The following is a 20,223-nucleotide window of genomic DNA, read 5'->3' as shown; positions in this document are numbered from 1 at the left end:
CCCCTTCGGAAGACGGGTTTTCCTTGCAAGGCGGGCCGTCCGTCCCGATATTTCCGGTCAAGGTCGGCGTTTGCCGTCCATTTAGGAGACTTCTTTCGCGATGAGCGACTTCAACAACGGTTATGCGCGCCCGCTTCCGCAGTCGGCGGACATGTCCGTCGACGCCGGTCTGCGCGCCTTCATGCTCGGCGTCTACAACAAGCTGGCCCTCGGCCTCGTGGTCGCCGGCGCCCTGGCCTATGTCACCGGCAACGTGCCGGCGGTGCAACAGCTGCTGTTCGCCCGCGCCGATGACGGCCGCATCGGCCTGACCCTGCTGGGCATGATCATCCAGTTCTCGCCCCTGGTCATGCTGTTCGGCTCCATGTTCTTCATGAAGAACCCGACGGCCAAGGGCGTGAACATGCTCTACTGGGCCGTGGTTTCGACCATCGGCGCCGGTCTGGGCATCCTGTTCCTGCGCTACACCGGCGGTTCGCTGGCTTCGACCTTCTTCGTCACGGCGGCGGCCTTCGCGGGCCTCAGCCTGGTCGGCTACACGACCAAGAAGGACCTGACGGCCATGGGCAGCTTCCTGATCATGGGCGTGATCGGCCTGTTCATCGCCTCGATCGTCAACATCTTCATGCAGTCGGGTACGATGTACCTGATCATCTCGGGCCTGGGCGTACTGATCTTCTCGGGTCTGATCGCCTATGACACCCAGCGCCTGAAGATGACCTACTACGCGCTCGGCGGTAATCAGGAAGCCATGGGCGTGGCCACGGGCTTCGGCGCCCTGAGCCTGTTCATCAACTTCATCAACCTGTTCCAGTTCCTGCTGGCCTTCATGGGCGGCAGCCGGGAATAAAAGCCTCAAGTCGCGCGCAAGCGCGATAGGCCCAAAAGAATGAAAGGCCCCGGCGGAAACGTCGGGGCCTTTTTCATTGCACGGACAGCAACTCTATCCGCTCATCCCCGCGGAGGCGGGGACCCAGTAAGAGCGCCGGGCGGAGCGTTCATCCGTTGATCGAAGTGTCTTGAAGCCAAAGCACTGGGTCCCCGCCTCCGCGGGGATGAGCGGTGGGTGGCTATTCCACCACGGTGAACTTGCGGCTGTCGAACACCCGCAGCACCTGGGCCAGGTCTCGCCCGCGCTTGAGCACATGGCCACCCTCGCCGATCACGGCCCACTGACCCTGTTTCAGGCGCAGGGCCGGGCGTTTCTCGATCCGATAGAGCGGCGCGTCGCCCGAGCGGCGGAAGACGGCGAACTCAGCCACCTCCTTGTGGCCGATCATGGCGTAGTCGCGCCATTCGCCGGCGGCGACCATGCGGCCATAGACCCGCAGCACCAGTCCCAGTTCCTGCCGATCAAAGAAGACCGGACCGGGCTGAAAGGCGTCTGAACTGTGCGGATCAAGGCTCATCGCTTCTCAACTTAAGAGGCTCCGCGCCGAACGCCAGCGGCGCCGCGACTTGTCACCCGCGCCGCACCCGTCCAAAAGGCGGGTCAAGTTCAGATACGGAGACGAACCCATGGCGACGAGCGAAGGCTGGGATATGCCCACCGGCGACCTGATGAAGGGCAAGAAGGGCCTGATCATGGGGGTGGCCAACTCCAGTTCCATCGCCTGGGGCATCGCCTCGCAACTGGCCGCCCAGGGCGCCGAGCTGGCCTTCACCTACCTCGGCGAAGGGCTTGAGCGCCGCGTGCGCCCCCTGGCCGAAAGCGTCGGCGCCAAGCTGCTGATCCAGGCCGACGTCACCGACGACGCCTCGATGGACAAGGCCTTCGAGGAGCTGGAAAAAGAATTCGGCACGATCGACTTCGTCGTCCACTCGGTGGCCTTCGCCAACAAGGACGAGCTGAAGGGCTCCTTCGTCGACAACACCACGCGCGACAGCTTCCTGCTGGCCATGAACATCTCGGCCTTCAGCTTCGTCGACGTGGCCAAGCGTTCGGCCAAGCTGATGCCCAACGGCGGCTCGATGATCACCCTGACCTACCTCGGGTCCGAGCGCGTCATCCCCAACTACAACACCATGGGCGTGGCCAAGGCCGCCCTGGAAGCCGCGACCCGCTACATCGCGCGCGACCTGGGTCCCAAGAACATCCGCGTCAACGCCATCTCGGCGGGCGCGATGCGCACCCTGTCGCTGGCCGGCATCTCGGGCGGCCGCGGCCTGCACTCCAAGTCGGCGCAGTTCTCGCTGATCAAGGAAGAGACCTCGATGGAAGGCGTCGCCGGCGCCGCCCTGTGGCTGTGCTCGGACCTGGGCCGCTCGACCACGGGCGAAGTCGTCCACGTCGACGCCGGCTTCCACGCCGTCGGCCTGCCGGACGACATGGAGGCCTGATCCCCTCCGGGGTCGGAACAAGATCAGGGCCGCCGGATCCACCGGCGGCCCTTTTTGCTTCCCGGGCGCCGCCGCCCGGCCTAGCTTCGCCGCATGAGTTCGTCGCGCCTCCCCCCGCCTTCCAGCTTCTCCGCCGCCGCCGTGGCGACCGTCATCGGCTTCGGCGGCACGGTGGCCTTGATCGTTCAGGCGGGTCAGACGCTGGGGGCCTCGCCCGCGCAGATCATCTCCATGGTCACCGCGCTCTGCCTCGGCATCGGCCTGCCGGGCGCGGTGCTGAGCTGGCGGCTGAAGATGCCGGTCGTCCTGGCCTGGTCGACGCCGGGCGCAGCCCTGCTGGCGGCCTCGACGTTAGGGCAGGGGTGGTCGACCGCCGTCGGCGCCTTTGTCATCGCCGGCCTGCTGATGGTGCTGACCGGCCTGGTCCCGGCTCTGGGCCGGCTGGCCGAGCGCATTCCCGCCGCCATAGCCTCGGCCATGCTGGCGGGCGTCCTTCTGCCCTTCTGTCTGAAGCTGTTTCTCGTCTTCCCGACCGACATGGCGCTGGCGGCGGGCCTGCTGGCCGTCTTCCTGATCATGCGAAGGGTCGCCGCCGCCTGGGCCCTGCCGGCGGTTCTGGTCGCGGCCTTTGCGGTCCTGGCCCTGCGCGGTCAGGTCGGCCTGCCCGCCGGGACCGGCCTGTTCGGCGAGCTGTCGCCGGTCATGCCCGCCTTTGACTGGAAGGCGGCGATCAGCCTGGCCCTGCCCCTCTATCTGGTGACGCTGGCTTCGCAGAACCTGCCCGGTCTGGTGGTGCTGAGGGCCGCCGGATACGCCCCGCCCGCCGGCAAGCTGATCTTCTGGGGCGGGCTAACCAGCACGGTCCTGGCCCCCTTCGGCGCCCACGGCGTCAACCTGGCCGCCATCACCGCCGCGATCTGCACCGGCCCCGAGGCCCACCCCGATCAAAGCCGGCGCTGGACCGTCGGCGTCCTCTACGGCCTGATCTATCTGATAGTCGCCCTCTTCGCCGCGCCGCTGGCGGGCCTGTTCATCGCCATGCCGACAGGGGCGCTGGCGGTCATCACCGGCCTGGCCCTGATCGCGCCGCTGACGGGCTCCCTGACCGGCATGATGAGCCTGCCTGAGGACCGCGAAGCGGCGGTGTTGACCTTTGCCGCCACCGCGTCCGGCGTGGCCCTGTTCGGGGTCGGTTCGGCCTTCTGGGGTCTGGCGGTCGGTTTCCTGGCGCTGGCCGCGCGACGCTGGATCCGCCCCCGACCCTGACCCGGTTTTACATTCACGCCCTTCCGTCCCCAGCGTGACTGTGACAGCCTGACGTCCGGCCGACTGGCGGCCGTCAGAGCGAGGCGATCATGGCGCACAAGTTCGAAGTCTATCAGGACAAGGCGGGCGAGTTCCGCGTCCGGTTCAAGTACAATTCCGAGATCATCTTCTCGACCGAAGGCTACTCGGACAAGTCGGGCGCCAAGCGCGCCATCGAGTCGATCAAGAAGCACGTCGGCGACGCCCCGACCGAAGAAGTCTGAGTTTCGCGGGGGCGCGGCGTCCGCGCCCCCGCTATCTCTCCTACGGCCGCGCCGGGATGTTCAGACCCCGCTGCACCGCCGGGCGCGCCAGACCCCGCTCCAGCCAGGCGGCCACGCGCGGGAAGTCAGAAAAGCCGACCAGATCGCCCGCCTCATAGAAGCCGATCAGGTTGCGCACCCAGCCCAGGATGGCGATGTCGGCGATGGTGTAGTCGTCGCCCATGATCCAGTCCCGGCCCTCTAAACGCCCTTCTAGAACGCCCAGAAGACGCCGCGACTCGGCGACGTAGCGGTCGCGCGGACGCTTGTCCTCGAACTCGCGCCCGGCGAACTTGTGGAAGAAGCCGACCTGACCGAACATCGGGCCGATGGCCGCCATCTGGAAGAAGACCCACTGCAGGGTCTCGTAGCGCGCCGCCGGATCGACGGGCAGGAAGCGCCCCGTCTTTTCGGCCAGATAGACCAGGATGGCCCCGGACTCGAACAGGGGCAGGGGTTTGCCGCCCGGACCCTCCGGATCGATGATGGCCGGGATCTTGCCGTTGGGGTTCAGCGACAGATAGTCGGGCGTCCAGGTCTCGTTCTTGCCGATGTCGACCAGATGCGGCTCGTAGGCCAGACCCAGCTCCTCCAGCAGGATGGAGACCTTGACCCCGTTCGGCGTCGGCAGGGAGTAGAGCTGCAGCCGGTCGGGATGAGCCGGCGGGTACTGGCGGGTGATGGGAAAGGCGGACAGGTCGGCCATGGGGCGCTCCGGGCGGGTTGAGCCTCCCATGTTGGAAGCCGAACCGCCCGACGCAATAGCCACCGCGTCGGTGGCGGTCGGTCAGGCCTCGTCGCGCTCGTCCACCTCGGTCGGGCGCACGATGCGCAGCCATCCCTCAGAGATGCGCAGGTCCGGCGCCGCCTCGCGGGTGAAGGGCAGGTACCAGGTCGGACCGCCTTCCTTCGGGCTGATCTCCAGCATGTCCGAGGCGCCGAAATTCTGCACAGACTTGACCGTGCCGACGACGGCGTCGTCCAGATCACGGGCCTGCAGCCCCACCAGATCGGTCAGGTAGAACTCGTCTTCTTCCGGCTCGGGCAGGCGGTCGCGCGGCACGAACAGCTTCTGGCCGCGCATGGCGTCGGCCTGTTCCTTGCTGGCGATCTCCTTGACCCTGGCCACCACGCCCGCCTTGTCCGGCCGCGCCGACAGCAGGGTCAGGGCGGGCGTTCCGTCCGCCTTCAGCAGGGGCTGATAGGTCAGCAGGGCCATGGGGTCGGCGGTGAAGGCGGTGATCCGCACCTCGCCCTTCACGCCGAAGGCGCCGCCGATCTGGGCGACGAGGATCAGTTTCGGGTCAGACATGGGAGCTCCTCATAAACGTCACCCCGGAATCGCGAAGCGATATCCGGGGCCACGACAGGCTCGACAATGTGGAACTGCAGCGCCCTTGGCGGTCCCGGATACCGCCTGCCGGCGGTTCCGGGATGACGCACGAAAGGCTTAAGCCTGTTCTTCGGTCGCTTCAGCGGCCGGAGCTTCTTCAGCAGCGGCTTCGACCGGGGCTTCTTCAGCAGCCGGAGCGTTCTTGGCGGCTTCGGCGGCAGCGGCGGCTTCTTCCTTGGCGCGGGCGGCGGCTTCGGCAGCCTCGACCTTGGCGGCGGCTTCAGCTTCCAGACGGTCGGCTTCGCGCTGGGCGCGCTCGGCGGCGCGTTCCTGGGCCTTCTTGCCCGGCGTGCCCTTGTTCGGGTTGTTCGACTGGGTCCAGGCGACCTTGCCGACCAGGACTTCGTCTTGCGACTGGCTGATGAAGCGGGCGACGCGATCGGTCGGCTGAGCGCCCTTGGCCAGCCATTCCGAGATGCGGTCGGCCTTCAGGACGACGCGCGGGGTGGCGCTGTCCTTGGGCAGCATCGGGTTGTAGCTGCCGACGCGCTCGATGAACTTGCCGTCGCGCGGAGCGTGCGAGTCAGCCACGACGATGTAGTAGTAGGGGCGCTTCTTGGCGCCGCCGCGGGCCAGACGAATCTTCAGCATTTTCAGTCTCTTTCTAGAAAATCGAAATCAGTTCTTTTTCGGGAAGCCCGGCAGGCCCGGAAGGCCTCCCGGAAGTTGTCCGCCGCCCAGTCCGGCAAGCCGGTCCTGAATGGCTTTCATGTCGTCGGCGCTGGGTTCGGCCATCTTGCCGCCGCCCAGGGCCTTGAGGCGGGCCATGTCGGGACCGCCCATTCCGGGAAGGCCGGGCATGCCGCCGCCGCCGCCGAGACCGCCCATCATGGCGGCCATCTTCTGCAGGTTCTTGCCGCCGCCCTTGGACAGCGACTTGACCATGTCGGCCATCTGCCGGTGCTGTTTCAGCAGGCGATTGATGTCCTGGACCTCGACGCCCGAGCCGGCGGCGACGCGCTTCTTGCGGCTGGCGTTCAGCAGGTCGGGCTTCTTGCGCTCGGCCTTGGTCATCGAGGAGATGATGGCCAGCTGGCGGTCGATCATCTTGTCGTTGACGTTGCTGTCGGCCATCTGGGCCTTCAGCTTGGCCACGCCGGGCAGCATGCCCATGATGCCCTGCAGCCCGCCCATCTTCTTCATCTGGCCCAGCTGGCCGGCCAGATCGTCCAGATCAAACTGGCCCTTGGCCAGCTTGCGGGCCATCTTCTCGGCCTTGGCCTGATCCAGCTCGGTCGCGGCCTTTTCGACCAGGGCGACGATGTCGCCCTGACCCAGGATGCGACCGGCGACGCGGCGGGCGTCGAAGACGTCGAGGGCGTCGACCTTTTCACCGGCGCCCAGATACTTGATCGGCAGGCCGGTGACGGCGCGCATCGACAGCATGGCGCCGCCGCGACCGTCGCCGTCGGCGCGGGTCAGCACCAGGCCGGTCAGCGGCAGACGCTCGTGGAAGGCGGCCGCCGTGCGGACCGCGTCCTGACCCGTCAGGCTGTCGGCGACCAGCAGGGTCTCGACCGGATTGGCGACACGGGCCACCTCGGCCACCTCGGCCATCAGGGCCTCGTCCAGCGTGATGCGGCCGGCGGTGTCGAGGATCAGGACGTCGAAGCCCTGCAGCTTGGCGGATTGCAGGGCGCGCTTGGCGATCTCGACCGCCGACTGGCCCGCCACGATGGGCAGGGTCGCGACCTCGATCTGCTGACCCAGGGTCGCCAGCTGCTCCATGGCCGCCGGACGACGCGTGTCCAGCGAGGCCATCATGACCTTCTTGCGGTCGAACTTGGTCAGACGCAGCGCCAGCTTGGCCGAGGTCGTGGTCTTGCCCGAGCCCTGCAGGCCGGCCATCAGGATCACGGCGGGCGGCGTGGCGTTGGTGTTCAGCGGGACCGGCTCTTCGCCGCCCAGCATCTCGACCAGACCGTCATAGACGATCTTGACCACCTGATCGGCCGGCTTGACCGAACGGATGACCTCTTCGCCGGTCGCCTGTTCCTTGGCGCGGCTGATGAAGTCCTTGACCACCGGCAGGGCGACGTCGGCCTCGAGCAGCGCGACGCGGACTTCGCGCAGCGCTTCCTCGACATCCTTTTCGGACAGGGCGCCGCGGCCGGTGATCCGGTCGAAGACGCCTGTCAGCCGCTCGTTCAGAGCCTCGAACATTCAAAACCTTTCATGCGCGAACCCTGACCTCCATAGAGAAACGGCCTCTGGCGACGATCACGTCGGCAGAGGGTCCTCGCCGGGCTCGTTCTTTCGTCAGGGCTATCGGCCGGTCGGCCTGCCTGAGCCCGAATGGGCTGTGCTCAAGCAGCGCTCAGCGCGGTAGCACGACCAAGGAAAGCTGTCGTACCGGAGGAGGCGCAGGTTCAATTGCGCCGGAAGCGGCGGCTTATGGAGCATCCACAAGCAAATGTCGACTCCCGCCTTTACGCGCCCTCAACCACACAAAGGGTTTCAGCGTTGACCATGGGGACTAGCCCGTTCGGATTCCGCTGATACGGTCCCGCTTCCAGCCTCCCCGCTGAAGGACAATATGATGATCCAGGCCGCCGACGATCGACTGCGCGACGAGGTTCGCCTGCTGGGCGCCCTGCTCGGCGAGGTGATACGCGACGAGGGCGGCCAGGAACTCTACGACCGGATCGAGGCGGTGCGTCAGGCCTCGGTGGCCTATCACCGCGACCCGGCCTCGCATGACGCCTCACGGCTGGAGGCCCTGCTCAAGGATCTGTCGCTGGACCAGGCCATCGGCCTGACCCACGGCTTCGCCGCCTTCTCCCTGCTGGCCAATGTCGCCGAAGACCGGGCGGGCAAGCGCCGCGCACGGGATCAGGCTGCGGCCGGCGAACGGGCCGACACGCCCGAGGGCGCGCTGAAACGGCTGGACGCGGCAGGGGTGGAACGGGCGGCGGTGCGCGATCTGCTGTCGCAAGCCCTGATCTCGCCGGTCCTGACCGCCCACCCGTCCGAGGTTCGCAGGAAGAGCGTCATCGACCGCATCGCCGCCGTTGGCGCCTTGCTGGACGGCTGCGATCGCGACGGGGTCGCCTGTTCGCCCGAAGCGCTGAAGGCGGGGCTGCGGCGACAGATCGTCATCCTGTGGGCCACGCGCCTGACCCGCGCCTCGGGCCTGGTGGTGCAGGACGAGATCAACACCGTCACCGACTGGCTGCAACGCATCTTCCTGCACGTCGCCCCGGCCCAGCTGGCCGAGTGGCGCACCCTGCTGGACGCGCCCGACCTGGCGCCCTTCCTGCGCATCGGCACCTGGGTCGGCGGCGACCGCGACGGTAATCCCAATGTCGACGGCGCGGTTCTGGCCGCCGCCTTCCGCACCCAGTCGCGCGCCGTGCTGCGCTTCTATCTGGAGGAGACGAATGCGCTCGGCGAGGAGCTCAGCCTCTCGGCCGACCTGACCAGCGTCACCCCCGAGCTGGCAGCTCTGGCGCAAAGCTCCGGCGACGCCTCGATCCAGCGCGCGGACGAGCCCTATCGCCGGGCGCTGAGCCGCATCTACGCCCGGCTGTCGACGACTCATCTGACCCTCACTGGCGGCCCCGCCCCCCTGCCCGCCTCGTTCGAGGCCCCGGCCTATGAAGGGCCCGACGCCTTCCGCGCCGATCTGGCGGTGCTGCACGACAGCCTGATCCGCACCCACGGCGCCGTCTTCGCTGACGACCGGCTGGCCCGGCTGATCACGGGCGCCGACGTCTTCGGCTTCCACATGGCGACCTTGGATCTGCGTCAGAATTCCGACGTGCACGAACGCGTCGTCACTGACCTGCTGAAGGTGGCCGACGTCTGTCCCGACTATACGGCGCTCGACGAAAACGCCCGTCTGGCCCTGCTGGCCCGCGAATTGTCCAACCCCCGCCCGTTGTTTTCTCCGTATGCGGATTATGAGCCAGAGACCCTGAAGGAACGCGCCATCCTGCAGGCGGCCGCGCGGGCGCTCGCCGCCTTCGGACCCCAGGCCATCCGCACCCATATCGTGTCCAAGACCGATGCGGCGTCGGACATGCTGGAGGTCTATCTGCTGCTGAAAGAAGTCGGCCTCTACGACCCCGCCGATCCCGCCGCCTGCCCGATCCAGGCCGCCCCCCTGTTCGAGACCATCGAGGACCTGCGCGCCTCGCAGCCGACCCTGGAGCGCGTCCTGGCCGAGCCCTCGGCCCGCGCCGTGGCGACTGCGCGCGGGGTGCAGGAAGTCATGATCGGCTATTCGGACTCGAACAAGGACGGCTCCTACCTGACCTCGGGCTGGGAACTGCACGAAGCCTCTCGCGCCCTGCTGGAGGTGACCCGCGCGGCAGGAGTCCGGCTGCAGCTGTTCCACGGTCGCGGCGGCGCCGTCGGGCGCGGCGGCGGCTCCAGCTTCTCGGCGGTTCTCGGCCAGCCGGCGGGGACGGTCGCGGGCCGCATCCGCGTCACCGAACAGGGCGAGGTCATCGCCAACAAGTACGGCGAACCGGAGGTGGCGCAAAGGAACCTGGACGCCCTGACCTGCGGGACCCTGCTGGCCTCGCTGGGGCCGCAGACCGACGGCGGCTACAGCGCCGAACACGGCGCCACGGCGGCCCGCCTGTCGGCGGCCTCGATGAAGGCCTATCGCGCCCTGGTCTATGAGACGCCCGGCTTCGTCGACTATTTCCGCGCCGCCACCCCCATCGCCGAGATCGCCGACCTGAAGATCGGCTCGCGCCCGGCTTCACGCTCGACCTCGACCGCGATCGAGGACCTGCGCGCCATTCCCTGGGTGTTCAGCTGGTCGCAGTCGCGGGTCATGCTGCCCGGCTGGTTCGGCTTCGGCTCCGCGGTCCAGGGCGAGAACCCGGACGAACTGCGCGACATGGCCCGGGCCTGGCCCTTCTTCCGCACCGTGGTCCAGAACATGGAGATGGTGATGGCCAAGGCCGACATGGCCATCGCCCGCCGCTACGCCGGACTGGTCCCCAACGCGGCCCTGGCCGAGCGCATCTATGGCGCCATCCTCGAGGAGTGGCGGCTCACGAAGGCCGCCGTCCTGTCGATCACAGGCCACGACGACCTGCTGGGCGGCCAGCCCGAGCTGGACCGGCTGATCCGCCAGCGCATGCCCTATGTCGAACCGCTGAACCATGTGCAGATCGAACTGATCCGCCGCCGCCGCGCCGGCGACGACGATCCACGCGTGCGCAACGGCATCCTTCTGGCCATCAACGGCGTGGCGGCGGGCCTGCGAAACAGCGGCTGATTACAGCCACCTGGTCCGCTTGAAGGTGACGTAGAGGCCCAGGCAGATGGCCACGATCAGCCCCATCACCATGGGGTAGCCATAGACCCAGCGCAGCTCCGGCATGTAGTCGAAATTCATGCCGTAGATGCCGGCCACAGCCGTGGGCGTGGCTAGGATGGCGGCCCAGGCGGCCAGCTTGCGGGTGATGACGCCCTGACGTTGCTGCTCCAGCAGGTTGGACACCTCGAAAACCGAAGACAGGATGTCGCGCAACGCCGCCGCCCGACTGGCGACGCGTCGCACATGGTCGGCCACGTCGCGGAAATAGGGACGGACCTCGCGGTCGATGCATGGCAGGTCCAGCGACTGCAGCCGGTTGGCCACCTCCTCCATCGGCCCCAGCACCCGACTGAACTTCAGCAGCTCCCGGCGCAGCTGGAACAGGCGCTTGATGTCCGCGCGCGACAGAAAGCTGTCCAGCGCCCGCTGCTCCATCTCCAGCACGCTGTCCTCGATGTCGTCGACGATCGGCACATAGCCGTCGACGATGAAGTCCAGAACCCCGTGCAGGATGAAGTCGGCGCCGTGCCGCAGTTGCAGCGGCGAGGCCTCCAGCTGGGCGCGCAGCTGGGTGTGGGCGCGGGCCGAGCCGTGGCGAATGGTGATGACGTAGCGGGCGCCGACGAAGACGTGGGTCTCGCCATAGAGGATGGCGTCATCGACCTTCTGGGCCGTGCGGGCGACGATGAAGAGCTCGCCGCCATAGACCTCGATCTTGGGCATCTGATGCGCGCTCAGCGCATCCTCGACCGCCAGCGGGTGCAGGCGGAAACGCCGCACCAGTCCCTCGAACTCCTCGTCGGTCGGTTCATAGAGACCGATCCACAGATACTCGCCCGGCTTGAGCCGCAGCCCCGCCTCGGTCAGCGGCGCCTCGCGAACCCGCTTGCCGTCCTTGTAGACGTAGGAGGCGACGACGCTCATGGGCGCTCCTTCAACTGAACGGCCAAGGCATACGCCACCCCGGCTGGAATAGAAAAGGCCCGGCGGATCGCTCCACCGGGCCCTTTCCAGATTCAGCAGTCAACGGCCTCAAGTAGGCCGAAGGCCGGTAGGCCACTCAAGGACGAGCGGTAGGCCCCTTAGGAAACAGGGAAGCCGCGCACCTTCAGCAGGGCCGCCACGTCGGGGTTGCGGCCGCGGAACTGGCGATAGGCCTCGCCGCGGTCCGTGGTGTTGCCCGGCGCCAGGATGATCGACTTGAAGCGGCCGCCGATGTCCGGATTGAAGACGTCGCCCGACTCCTCGAAGTAGGCCCAGGTGTCGGCGTCCATCACTTCCGACCACAGGTAGGAATAGTAGCCGGCCGAGTAGGCGTCAGAGGTGAAGAGGTGGTTGAACTGCGGCAGGCGGTGCCGCATCACGATCTCCTTGGGCATGCCGAGACGATCCAGCGAGGCCTTCTCGAAGGCGCCGATATCGGTCGGCGGCGTGGCTTGCGTATGCAGGTCCATGTCGACCAGGGCCGAGGACAGGTAGCTGACCGTGGCGTAGCCCTGATTGAAGGTCGAGGAGGCCTCGATCTTGTCCACCAGCGCCTGCGGCATCGGCTGCTTGGTCTCGACGTGCTTCATGTAGCCGTCGAGAATCGGGCGGCTCAGCACCCAGTGCTCGTGCACCTGAGACGGATATTCCACGAAGTCGCGCGGCGTGTTGCCGAACGACGGATAGGTCACCACCGACGAGAAGTAGTGCAGGGCGTGGCCGAACTCGTGGAACAGGGTCTCGGCGTCGTCCAGCGAGATCAGCAGGGGCTGACCGGCCTCGGCCTTGACGAAGTTGTTGTTGTTCGAGGCCAGGATCGGCTTCGACCCCGTCAGCTGCGAGAAGGACCGGTAGGTGGTCATCCAGGCGCCCGAACGCTTGCCCGGACGGGCGAAGTCGTCGGCGTAGTAGAGGCCGATCAGCTTGCCGGTGGCCTTGTCGGTGACCTCATAGGTGGTCACGTCGGGCTCGAAGGTCGAGACAGTCCCCTTGGCCAGCGGCTTGAAGACGAAGCCGTACAGGCGCTCGGCCATGTAGAAGGAGGCCGCGCGGACCGCGTGCAGCTCGAAGTAGGGCTTCAGCTCGTTCTGATCGAGGTCGTACTTGGCCTTGCGGACCTTCTCGGCGAAGTAGAGGTAGTCCCAGGGCTCGATGTCGAAACCGGCGATCGCCTTCATGTCGGCGACCTCCTCGGCGACGCGGGCCTTGGCCGGGGCCCAGACGCGCTGCATCAGCTCCATCGCCGCAGCCGGGGTCTTGGCCATGGTGTCCTGCATGCGCCATTCGGCGTGGTTGCCGAAGCCGAGCAGCCTGGCGCGCTGCTGACGCAGGGCCACGATCTGGGCGATGGTCGACTTGGTGTCGTTGGCGTCGCCGTTGTCGCCGCGCTTGACGAACTTCTTCCACACCTGCTCGCGCAGGGCGCGGTCGTCGGCGAAGGTCAGGAAGGGATCGACGCTGGAGCGGGTGTTGACGATGGCCCAGCCCTGGACATTGCGGGCGCGGGCGGCGGCGGCGGCGGCGGCCTTGTTGGACTCAGGCAGGCCCTTCAGGCCGGCCTCGCTGGTGATGACGGTCCAGGTGTTCTCATCGGCCACCACCTTCTGACCGAAGCCGGTGAAGGCGTTCGACAGGGCGGTGTTGATACGGCCCAGCTCGGCCTTGCCGGCGGCGTCCAGAGCGGCGCCGTTGCGCACGAAGGCGTCGCGGCTGCGCTCGGCCAGACGTTTCTGCTGGGCGTTCAGGCCGGCGGCGTCGGCGCCGTCGGCCACGGCCTTGATGCGCTGGAACAGCTTCTCGTTGAAGGTGATCTCGTCCGAGGCGGCCGACAGGATCGGCGACAGCTCGGTCTCCAGCGCGTCCCAGGCGTCGCCGCCGATGTTCGACGTCATGACGCTGAAGACGTTCATGGCGCGGTCCAGCGGCTCGCCGGCCAGCTCCATGGCCACCAGGGTGTTGGCGAAGGTCGGGGCGTCGGGGTTGTTGGCGACGGCGGCGACGTCGGCGCGTTGCAGCTCGATGCCTTCCAGAATGGCTTCGCGCATCTTGGGCGCCGTCACCTTGTCCCAGGGAGGCACGCCCTCATAGGGGCCGGTCCAGGGCTGCAGCAGCTCGGCGCGCGGGGCGGTCGTCGGCAGGACGGCGCGGGCGATGCGGGCTTCATCAGCGGTCGAAAGGGCCGCGGCCGATCCCGTCATTCCGTTCTCCAGAGCGCCGGCGGAGGCGCAGCCCGAAAGGGCGAAGAGGCTCGCGCCCCCGATGAGAAGATGGCGTCTGTGCATCCAGGTCTCCCAACCATAGCTGTTTTCGACCCGCCCCGACGTGCTCGTCCGGGCAGGCTTATGCCTCGATGTAATCCTAACCATTGGACGACGGAACCCCACGGGTCTAAAGGCCGCTGCATGGCGATAGGCGTTTTTGACTCCGGCGTGGGCGGACTGACGGTCCACCGCGAACTCACGACCCGCTTTCCGACGCGGGACTTCATCTATCTGGGCGACCAGGCCCACGCCCCCTATGGCGGACGCGGCGGCGAGGACATCGTCGAACTGACGCGCGCCGGGTGCGAGCGTCTGTTCGAGGCCGGCGCCTCGGTCGTGGTCCTGGCCTGCAACACGGCCTCGGCCATCGCCTTGCGCCGTCTACAGCAGACCTGGATTCCCGGCATGCGTGAGAAGCTGGGCCGTCCGGTCAACGTCCTGGGCATCATCGTCCCGACGATCGAGGCGGCGACTGGCCTGCCGTGGTCCTATGAGGCCGAGCGCAACGGCCGACTGGAAGGCGAGAAGAAACAGGCGATCGACGTCACCGGCGTCTTCTGCACGGCCGCCACGGCCATGAGCCGCGTCTATGAGATCGAAATCGACAAGCGCCGCGAGGACCTGGCCGTCTTCACCGAGCCCTGCCCCGGCCTGGCCGGCCTGATCGAACTGGGCGCCCCGACCGAGGAGCTGAGGGTAGTGGTCAACGACCACGTCGACGCCCTGCGCCGTCGCATCGGCCGTCACCCCGACAAGGCCATCCTTGGCTGCACCCACTACGAGATCGTCGCCGACCTGTTCGCCGACGCCCTGCCCGCCGGGGTCCAGGTCATCAGCCAGCCGACCGCCGTGGCCGACTCGCTGGAACGTTATTTCGCGCGCCATCCCGAATACGAGCTGGGCGCGTCCGGCCGTCGCGACTTCCTGACCACCGGCACGCCCGGCCCGCAGTCGGAGCTTATCGCCCGCTTCTGGGGCGCGCCCCTGACCTTCGACGCCGCCTGATCACTCCGCCGGGTTTGAGCGGCGCTGGCCGAAGGTCGGCGCCCGCTCCTTCTGCTGCGCCCAGTAGGTCGGGCCGTCGTCCGGCTTGAACATGGTGCGGGGCACGCCGTTGCGGTCCACCACGGCGAAGGTGTTGGTCGAGACCTGATAGTAGAGGGTGTCGCCGTTCGGTCGCTTGACCGTCTCGGTCCCGCGCGGCGTCGCCTCGATGAAGGTCCGCACCTTGTGCAGATAGTCGTCCGCCGACTTGGCCCCGAAGGCCGCGCCGTTACGCTCATACAGACGCTGGACCTTGGCGTCGGCGGTTTCACGCCGGTTGGCCGTGACCGGGGGTTTGGCCTCGGGCGCCGCCGCGACCGTCTCGCTCTCGGGCGCCGCCGCCGAGATCAGGGCGACCGGCTCGGCCGCCGCTCGTTCGCGCGTCTGAACCGCCGAGCCGCCGCTGTCGCAAGCCGCCAGAACCAACGCCGCCACAACGCCCGCCGTCACTTGAATCCGCATGGGTCACCCTCCCTGAAAAACCCGCCGAACACAGTTAGGCATAAACTATTTGTTCTGGCAATGTTCCATAGTCGCCGCGCGTCGATCCACGGCTTTGTCTCGACGGCGTCATGCGGCCCCGCTAGAGATTCCTCATGACCGCATCCTCGCTTTCGGGCCGCAAGGTCCTGCTCATCGTCGGCGGCGGCATCGCCGCCTACAAGGCGCTGGAGCTGACGCGTCTGCTGAAGAAGGCCGGGGCCGAGGTGATGAGCTTGCTGACCAAGGCCGGCGCCGAGTTCGTCACCCCCATGTCCCTGGCGGCCCTGACCGGCCATCCGGTACGCCAGGCCCTGTTCATGCCCGAGGACGAGACGGCCATGGGCCATATCGAGCTGTCGCGCTGGGCCGATCTGGTGGTGGTGGCGCCGGCGACGGCGGGGCTGATCGCCAAGGCCGCGAACGGCATGGCCGACGACCTGGCCTCGACCACGCTTCTGGCCACCGACAAGAAGGTTCTGCTGGCCCCGGCCATGAACGTGCGCATGTGGCTGCACCCGGCGGTTCAGGCCAATGTCGAGCGGCTGAAAAACTTCGACGGCTTCCACGGCGCGGCCGTGGTCGGCCCCGACGACGGCGAGATGGCCTGCGGCGAGTTCGGCCCCGGCCGCATGGCCGAACCCGCCGTCATCCTCGACGCGATCGCCCGCCTGCTGGCTGGCCCTGACGGCCGCCCGCTGACCGGCAAGACCGCCGTGGTCACCGCCGGGCCGACCTTCGAGCCCATCGACCCGGTGCGCGGCCTGACCAATCGCTCCAGCGGCAAGCAGGGCTACGCCGTCGCCGCCGCCCTGGCCGAACTGGGCGCGGAGGTGACCCTGATCTCCGGCCCCGTGGCCCTGGATGCGCCGGTCGGCGTCACCCGCCTCTGGGTCGAGGCCGCCACCGAGATGAAGGCCGCTGTCGAGGCTCATTTGCCCGCCGACATCGCCGTGATGAGCGCCGCCGTCGCCGACTGGCGCGTGGACGGCGTCGCTTCCGGCAAGATCAAGAAGAAGCCGGGCGGTCCGCCCTCCCTGGCCCTGATCGAGAACCCCGACATCCTCGCCGGCGTCTCGGCCCCCGGCCCGAAGCGCCCCAAACTGGTGGTCGGCTTCGCCGCCGAGACCAGCGACCTGGAGGGCAATGCTCGCGCCAAGCTGTCCAGAAAGGGTTGCGACTGGATCGTCGGCAACGACGTCTCGGGCGAGGTCTTCGGCTCGGACGGCAACGCCGTGACCCTGTTCACCCTGAACGGCGCCGAGCCCTGGCCGCGCCAGTCCAAGACCGAGGTGGCGAGGAAGCTTGCCCGCCGCATCGCCGATCACTTCAAGGCCTGAAAGATCCCTTCATGACCACCGTCCGCGTCCAACGTCTGCCCCACGCCGAGGGCCTGGCCCTGCCCGCCTATGAGACGACGGGATCGGCGGGCATGGACCTGCGCGCCGCCCTGCCGGAATTCGAGCCGGTGATCCTCGCTCCCGGCGAGCGCAAGCTGATCCCGACAGGCCTGAAGATCGCGCTGGAGCCCGGCTATGAGGCCCAGGTGCGGCCCCGTTCGGGTCTGGCGCTGAAGCACGGCGTCACCTGCCTGAATTCGCCCGGCACCATCGACAGCGACTATCGCGGCGAGGTCGGGGTCATCCTGATCAACCACGGCCAGCTCGCTTTCGAGATCAACCGCGGCGAACGCATCGCCCAGATGGTCATCGCCCCCTACACCCAGGCCGTCATGGCCGAGGTCGAGGCTCTGGATGAAACGGCGCGCGGCGCCGGCGGTTTCGGCTCGACGGGGAAATAGGCCGGGCGTCAGACCGTCGAACTGGGCGACGGCGGGGTGATCTCGCGCCTCAGCACGCGCTCTCGCCAGGCAGTGTAGAGGCCGCTGCCGGCGATCAGGGCGGCCCCGATCAGGGTCGCCCCCGTCGGCGCGTCGCTCAACAACAGCCAGCCCAGAACCACGGCCCCGACCATCTGCAGATAGTCCAGCGGGGCCAGGACCGAGACCGGGGCGTGCTGCAGCGAACTGGTCATCAGCAACTGGGCCAGCCCGCCCGCCAGCCCGCCCGCCGCCAGTATGGCCAGCACCGGCCAGCTGTGGCTGTGCCCGTCCATCAGGGCCAGGCCCCCGCCCACCACGGCGCAGGCGACGAAGAACCAGAAGACGATGGCGGTCGCCGATTCCGTCTTGCCCAGCTGGCGCAGGGTGACGGTGACCGAAGCCGCGACGAAGGCTCCGCCCAGCGCGAACAGCAGACCGCCCAGCGGCGGCGCGCCCTCGGCGCCGGGCCGCACCAGGACCAGAACCCCGACGAAGCCCAGGATGACCGCCGTCCAGCGATGACGCCCCACCTTCTCCTTCAGGAAGACGATGGACAGCAAGGTGGCGAAGATGGGGGCGGTGAAGCCGATGGTCGTGGCGTCGGCCAGGGGCAGCAACCGCAAGCCCTGGAAGATCAGCAGGATGCCGGTCACCCCCAGGGCGCAGCGCCAGACGTGAACCATGGGCCGCCGGGTCGAGATCGCGGCCAAGCCCCCGCCGCTGTTCAGCACCCAGAACAGCACCACCGGCAGGCCGAAGATCGAACGGTAGAAGACCATCTCGCCCGCCGAGACGGGCTCCATCGTCGCCGCCCACTTCATCAGGGCGTACATCAGGGAGAAGCTGAGGGCGGCCGCCGCCCGCAGCATGATGCCGTAGCTGCTCCCCTGTCTGACGCCCGGCCGGCTCATCCGCCGATCAGGCCTGACGGAAGCCGAGCACGTCCTGCATGTCGTAGAGGCCGGGGCGGCGGTTGCGCACCCAGGCGGCGGCGACCACGGCCCCCTTGGCGAACAGGGAGCGGTCGATGGCCGAATGCGACAGGGTCAGCAGTTCGTCGTCCGAGCCGAACAGCACCGTGTGCTCGCCGATGACGCCGCCGGCGCGCAGGCTGGCGAAGCCGATCTTGCCGGGCTCGCGCGGGCCGGTGATGCCGTCATAGGGAGCAGTCTTGAGGTCTTCCAGATCGCGGCCACGGCCGTTGGCTGCGGCCTCGCCCAGCATCAGGGCGGTGCCCGAGGGCGCGTCCACCTTGCGCCGGTGATGGGTCTCCAGCACCTCGATGTCCCAGTCGCGGCCGTCCAGACGCTGGGCGGCGTGCTCGACCAGACCGATCAGGATGTTGAGGCCCAACGAGAAGTTGCCGCTGCGGACGATGGCGATCTTCTCCGCCGCCGCCTCTAGTTCCGCGTCCTGTTCGGGCGACAGGCCGGTGGAGCCGATGACCAGGGCCGGACCTCCGCGCGCGGCGCAGGCCTTGGCCAACTCTACCGAGGCCTCGGGCGTGGAGAAGTCGATGATGACGTCGCACAGGTTCAGGTCGGGCGTCTCGCCCCGGTCGAAACGGGCGGCGACCACCACGTCCTCGCGGGCGTCGAGGACTTGTGAAACGGCGCGGCCCATGCGGCCCCGGGCGCCGGAGATGCCGGCGTGGAAGATGTCGCTCACGCGGTCTCTTTCGGATTGTCGGCGTCGCCGCCCAGGATGTCGGCCCAGAAGCGCTTGGCCTTGCCGGCGAAGCTGGTGTTGCGCGGGGTCTGGGTCTCGCCCAGCGACGCCGCCAGCTCGGTCAGCAGCTCCTTCTGACGCGGGGTCAGATCGGTCGGGGTCTCGACGAACAGCTCGACCACCAGATCGCCGCGCTGGCGGCCGTTCAGGTGGGGCATGCCCTTGCCCTTGATGCGGACGGTCTTGCCGGTCTGGGCGCCGGCGGGCACCTCGACCGTGGCCCTGCACTTGCCGTCGCAGGCCTCGGACACCAGACAGGGGGCGTCGACGACGCCGCCGAGCGCCGCCACCGTCATCGGCACCGGCACCGTGACCAGCAGGTCCAGGTTGTCGCGCTCGAACAGTTCGTGGTCGTGCACCGACAGGAAGACATAGAGGTCGCCGCGCGGGCCGCCGCGCTGGCCGGCCTCGCCCTCGCCCGACAGGCGGATGCGCGAGCCGTCGTCGACGCCGGCCGGGATCTTGAGGCTGAGCTGACGGTTCTTGCGGACCTGACCGTGGCCGTGACAGGCGTTGCAGGGGTCGGCGATCATCTCGCCCGAGCCGCCGCAGCGGGGGCAGGTGCGCTCGACCTGGAAGAAGCCGTTGGCCTGGCGCACGCGCCCGGCGCCGCCGCAGGTGGAGCAGATGGTCGGCTTGGTGCCGGCCTTGGCGCCCGAACCGTCGCAGACCTCGCAGGTCATGGTGGTGGGGACCGAGATCTCGACCTCGGCGCCCTTGTAGGCCTGCTCCAGGGTGATCTCGAGGTCATAGCGCAGGTCCGAGCCGCGACGCGGACCGCCCTGCTGCTGACGTCCGCCCCGGCCGCCGAACGCATCGCCGAAGGCGTCGCCAAAGACCTGGGAGAAGATGTCGTTGATGTCGTGGAAGCCCTGACCGCCGCCGCGTCCGAACGGGTCGCCGCCGCCGGCGCCGCCGTTCACGCCCGCATGACCGAACCGGTCATAGGCCGCGCGCTTCTGATCGTCCGACAGCACCGCATAGGCCTCGGAGATCTCCTTGAACTTGGCGAGGGATTCCTCCGAGCCGCCGTTGCGGTCGGGATGGTGGGTCATGGCCAGCTTGCGATAGGCCGACTTCAGGCCAGCGGCGTCAATGGTCCGCTCGACCCCCAGAATTTCGTAATAGTCACGCTGCGCCATCAGGCGTTCGTCCTCTTACTTTCCCGTCGCGCCCGCCGTCCCCGTTAAGCCGAGGATCGTACGTTCGCGGATGACCCAACGGCCATGTCTGCTGACATGGGCGCCCGGTCGAATGATGCAAGTTTTATGAAACGGCCCCGCCTGCCGTCTGGCAAGCGGGGCCGGTCGTCATAAGCCGCGTTT

The 20,223-nt window shown here is 68.1% G+C and carries 19 protein-coding genes; 8 read left to right on the top strand and 11 right to left on the bottom strand.

Annotated elements, in window-relative coordinates; translation table 11 throughout:
* Nucleotides 1–100: 100 nt before the first annotated feature.
* Nucleotides 101–850, top strand: a complete 750-nt coding sequence (locus B3K53_RS12230; protein WP_292084655.1) for a Bax inhibitor-1/YccA family protein — start codon at nt 101–103, stop codon at nt 848–850.
* A 220-nt stretch (nt 851–1,070) separates the two neighbouring features.
* On the opposite strand, the gene B3K53_RS12225 is transcribed toward B3K53_RS12230, so the two are convergent.
* Nucleotides 1,071–1,409 carry a DUF2794 domain-containing protein gene (locus tag B3K53_RS12225; RefSeq protein WP_292084654.1) on the bottom strand — a complete coding sequence of 113 codons (339 nt, stop codon included), beginning with the start codon at nt 1,407–1,409 and terminating at the stop codon, nt 1,071–1,073.
* 133 nt (nt 1,410–1,542) lie between these two features.
* Between B3K53_RS12225 and B3K53_RS12220 the strand changes: the two genes are divergently transcribed.
* The 3 genes from B3K53_RS12220 to B3K53_RS12210 all read left to right on the top strand — a co-directional run bounded on the left by B3K53_RS12220 (nt 1,543) and on the right by B3K53_RS12210 (nt 3,869).
* Nucleotides 1,543–2,340 (top strand): enoyl-ACP reductase FabI, encoded by a 798-nt coding sequence (locus B3K53_RS12220; protein ID WP_292084732.1) that lies wholly within the window; start codon nt 1,543–1,545, stop codon nt 2,338–2,340.
* Between the two features lie 93 nt (nt 2,341–2,433).
* Complete coding sequence (locus B3K53_RS12215) at nt 2,434–3,606, top strand: benzoate/H(+) symporter BenE family transporter (RefSeq protein WP_292084652.1); 1,173 nt, start codon at nt 2,434–2,436, stop codon at nt 3,604–3,606.
* Nucleotides 3,607–3,695: 89 nt separating this feature from the next.
* A complete protein-coding gene (locus tag B3K53_RS12210) occupies nt 3,696–3,869 on the top strand; it encodes a YegP family protein (RefSeq protein WP_114817138.1) in 174 nt (57 codons plus the stop codon).
* 40 nt (nt 3,870–3,909) lie between these two features.
* On the opposite strand, the gene B3K53_RS12205 is transcribed toward B3K53_RS12210, so the two are convergent.
* From B3K53_RS12205 to ffh, 4 genes are all read right to left on the bottom strand, one after another.
* A complete protein-coding gene (locus B3K53_RS12205) occupies nt 3,910–4,614 on the bottom strand; it encodes a glutathione binding-like protein (RefSeq protein WP_292084651.1) in 705 nt (234 codons plus the stop codon).
* Nucleotides 4,615–4,695: 81 nt separating this feature from the next.
* Nucleotides 4,696–5,220: a ribosome maturation factor RimM gene (gene rimM / locus B3K53_RS12200; protein WP_292084650.1), complete on the bottom strand. Its 525-nt coding sequence runs from the start codon at nt 5,218–5,220 to the stop codon at nt 4,696–4,698.
* A gap of 138 nt (nt 5,221–5,358) precedes the next feature.
* Entirely contained in the window at nt 5,359–5,892 is a 534-nt protein-coding gene (gene rpsP, locus B3K53_RS12195) for a 30S ribosomal protein S16 (protein WP_292084649.1), read from the bottom strand.
* A 27-nt stretch (nt 5,893–5,919) separates the two neighbouring features.
* The gene (ffh, locus tag B3K53_RS12190) at nt 5,920–7,464 is read right to left on the bottom strand and encodes a signal recognition particle protein (protein WP_292084648.1); all 1,545 of its coding nucleotides are present in this window, start codon (nt 7,462–7,464) and stop codon (nt 5,920–5,922) included.
* 376 nt (nt 7,465–7,840) lie between these two features.
* Between ffh and ppc the strand changes: the two genes are divergently transcribed.
* Complete coding sequence (gene ppc, locus B3K53_RS12185; protein ID WP_292084646.1) at nt 7,841–10,537, top strand: phosphoenolpyruvate carboxylase; 2,697 nt, start codon at nt 7,841–7,843, stop codon at nt 10,535–10,537.
* Here the strand turns inward: ppc and corA are convergent, their stop codons facing one another.
* Nucleotides 10,538–11,503 (bottom strand): magnesium/cobalt transporter CorA, encoded by a 966-nt coding sequence (gene corA / locus B3K53_RS12180; RefSeq protein ID WP_292084645.1) that lies wholly within the window; start codon nt 11,501–11,503, stop codon nt 10,538–10,540.
* A 158-nt stretch (nt 11,504–11,661) separates the two neighbouring features.
* Nucleotides 11,662–13,761 carry a M3 family metallopeptidase gene (locus B3K53_RS12175; RefSeq protein WP_292084644.1) on the bottom strand — a complete coding sequence of 700 codons (2,100 nt, stop codon included), beginning with the start codon at nt 13,759–13,761 and terminating at the stop codon, nt 11,662–11,664.
* A 204-nt stretch (nt 13,762–13,965) separates the two neighbouring features.
* On the opposite strand from B3K53_RS12175, the gene B3K53_RS12170 reads away from it, so the two are divergent.
* A complete protein-coding gene (locus tag B3K53_RS12170; protein WP_292084643.1) occupies nt 13,966–14,829 on the top strand; it encodes a glutamate racemase in 864 nt (287 codons plus the stop codon).
* On the opposite strand, the gene B3K53_RS12165 is transcribed toward B3K53_RS12170, so the two are convergent.
* A complete protein-coding gene (locus B3K53_RS12165; RefSeq protein ID WP_292084642.1) occupies nt 14,830–15,330 on the bottom strand; it encodes an S-type pyocin family protein in 501 nt (166 codons plus the stop codon).
* Nucleotides 15,331–15,464: 134 nt separating this feature from the next.
* On the opposite strand from B3K53_RS12165, the gene coaBC reads away from it, so the two are divergent.
* Entirely contained in the window at nt 15,465–16,688 is a 1,224-nt protein-coding gene (gene coaBC / locus B3K53_RS12160; protein ID WP_292084641.1) for a bifunctional phosphopantothenoylcysteine decarboxylase/phosphopantothenate--cysteine ligase CoaBC, read from the top strand.
* 11 nt (nt 16,689–16,699) lie between these two features.
* Nucleotides 16,700–17,149 (top strand): dUTP diphosphatase, encoded by a 450-nt coding sequence (gene dut / locus B3K53_RS12155; protein ID WP_292084640.1) that lies wholly within the window; start codon nt 16,700–16,702, stop codon nt 17,147–17,149.
* A gap of 8 nt (nt 17,150–17,157) precedes the next feature.
* Here dut and B3K53_RS12150 read toward each other — a convergent pair whose 3' ends face one another.
* Genes B3K53_RS12150 through dnaJ form a run of 3 tightly spaced genes read right to left on the bottom strand, consistent with a single transcriptional unit; the run spans nt 17,158 to nt 20,040 of the window.
* Nucleotides 17,158–18,081, bottom strand: a complete 924-nt coding sequence (locus tag B3K53_RS12150) for a DMT family transporter (protein ID WP_292084638.1) — start codon at nt 18,079–18,081, stop codon at nt 17,158–17,160.
* A gap of 7 nt (nt 18,082–18,088) precedes the next feature.
* Nucleotides 18,089–18,838 (bottom strand): 4-hydroxy-tetrahydrodipicolinate reductase, encoded by a 750-nt coding sequence (dapB, locus tag B3K53_RS12145; protein ID WP_292084635.1) that lies wholly within the window; start codon nt 18,836–18,838, stop codon nt 18,089–18,091.
* The gene (dnaJ, locus tag B3K53_RS12140) at nt 18,835–20,040 is read right to left on the bottom strand and encodes a molecular chaperone DnaJ (protein ID WP_292084633.1); all 1,206 of its coding nucleotides are present in this window, start codon (nt 20,038–20,040) and stop codon (nt 18,835–18,837) included. The genes dapB and dnaJ overlap by 4 nt, the downstream gene beginning before the upstream one ends.
* Nucleotides 20,041–20,223 lie beyond the last annotated feature (183 nt).

The sequence above is a fragment of the Brevundimonas sp. UBA7506 genome (assembly GCF_002479495.1).
Lineage (GTDB): Bacteria > Pseudomonadota > Alphaproteobacteria > Caulobacterales > Caulobacteraceae > Brevundimonas.
The sequence above is the reverse complement of the archived record's forward strand: the minus strand, read 5'-3'. Positions and strand labels throughout refer to the sequence as shown.

Excerpts from the sequence above, each read along its gene's own strand:
- ppc (WP_292084646.1), top strand. The coding sequence starts at position 7,841 with ATGATCCAGGCCGCCGACGATCGACTGCGCGACGAGGTTCGCCTGCTG.
- B3K53_RS12210 (WP_114817138.1), top strand. The coding sequence starts at position 3,696 with ATGGCGCACAAGTTCGAAGTCTATCAGGACAAGGCGGGCGAGTTCCGC.
- B3K53_RS12165 (WP_292084642.1), bottom strand. The coding sequence starts at position 15,330 with ATGCGGATTCAAGTGACGGCGGGCGTTGTGGCGGCGTTGGTTCTGGCG.
- B3K53_RS12205 (WP_292084651.1), bottom strand. The coding sequence starts at position 4,614 with ATGGCCGACCTGTCCGCCTTTCCCATCACCCGCCAGTACCCGCCGGCT.
- B3K53_RS12215 (WP_292084652.1), top strand. The coding sequence starts at position 2,434 with ATGAGTTCGTCGCGCCTCCCCCCGCCTTCCAGCTTCTCCGCCGCCGCC.
- B3K53_RS12230 (WP_292084655.1), top strand. The coding sequence starts at position 101 with ATGAGCGACTTCAACAACGGTTATGCGCGCCCGCTTCCGCAGTCGGCG.
- ffh (WP_292084648.1), bottom strand. The coding sequence starts at position 7,464 with ATGTTCGAGGCTCTGAACGAGCGGCTGACAGGCGTCTTCGACCGGATC.
- B3K53_RS12220 (WP_292084732.1), top strand. The coding sequence starts at position 1,543 with ATGCCCACCGGCGACCTGATGAAGGGCAAGAAGGGCCTGATCATGGGG.
- B3K53_RS12225 (WP_292084654.1), bottom strand. The coding sequence starts at position 1,409 with ATGAGCCTTGATCCGCACAGTTCAGACGCCTTTCAGCCCGGTCCGGTC.
- corA (WP_292084645.1), bottom strand. The coding sequence starts at position 11,503 with ATGAGCGTCGTCGCCTCCTACGTCTACAAGGACGGCAAGCGGGTTCGC.
- rpsP (WP_292084649.1), bottom strand. The coding sequence starts at position 5,892 with ATGCTGAAGATTCGTCTGGCCCGCGGCGGCGCCAAGAAGCGCCCCTAC.
- B3K53_RS12175 (WP_292084644.1), bottom strand. The coding sequence starts at position 13,761 with ATGACGGGATCGGCCGCGGCCCTTTCGACCGCTGATGAAGCCCGCATC.
- rimM (WP_292084650.1), bottom strand. The coding sequence starts at position 5,220 with ATGTCTGACCCGAAACTGATCCTCGTCGCCCAGATCGGCGGCGCCTTC.
- B3K53_RS12170 (WP_292084643.1), top strand. The coding sequence starts at position 13,966 with ATGGCGATAGGCGTTTTTGACTCCGGCGTGGGCGGACTGACGGTCCAC.
- coaBC (WP_292084641.1), top strand. The coding sequence starts at position 15,465 with ATGACCGCATCCTCGCTTTCGGGCCGCAAGGTCCTGCTCATCGTCGGC.
- B3K53_RS12150 (WP_292084638.1), bottom strand. The coding sequence starts at position 18,081 with ATGAGCCGGCCGGGCGTCAGACAGGGGAGCAGCTACGGCATCATGCTG.
- dut (WP_292084640.1), top strand. The coding sequence starts at position 16,700 with ATGACCACCGTCCGCGTCCAACGTCTGCCCCACGCCGAGGGCCTGGCC.
- dnaJ (WP_292084633.1), bottom strand. The coding sequence starts at position 20,040 with ATGGCGCAGCGTGACTATTACGAAATTCTGGGGGTCGAGCGGACCATT.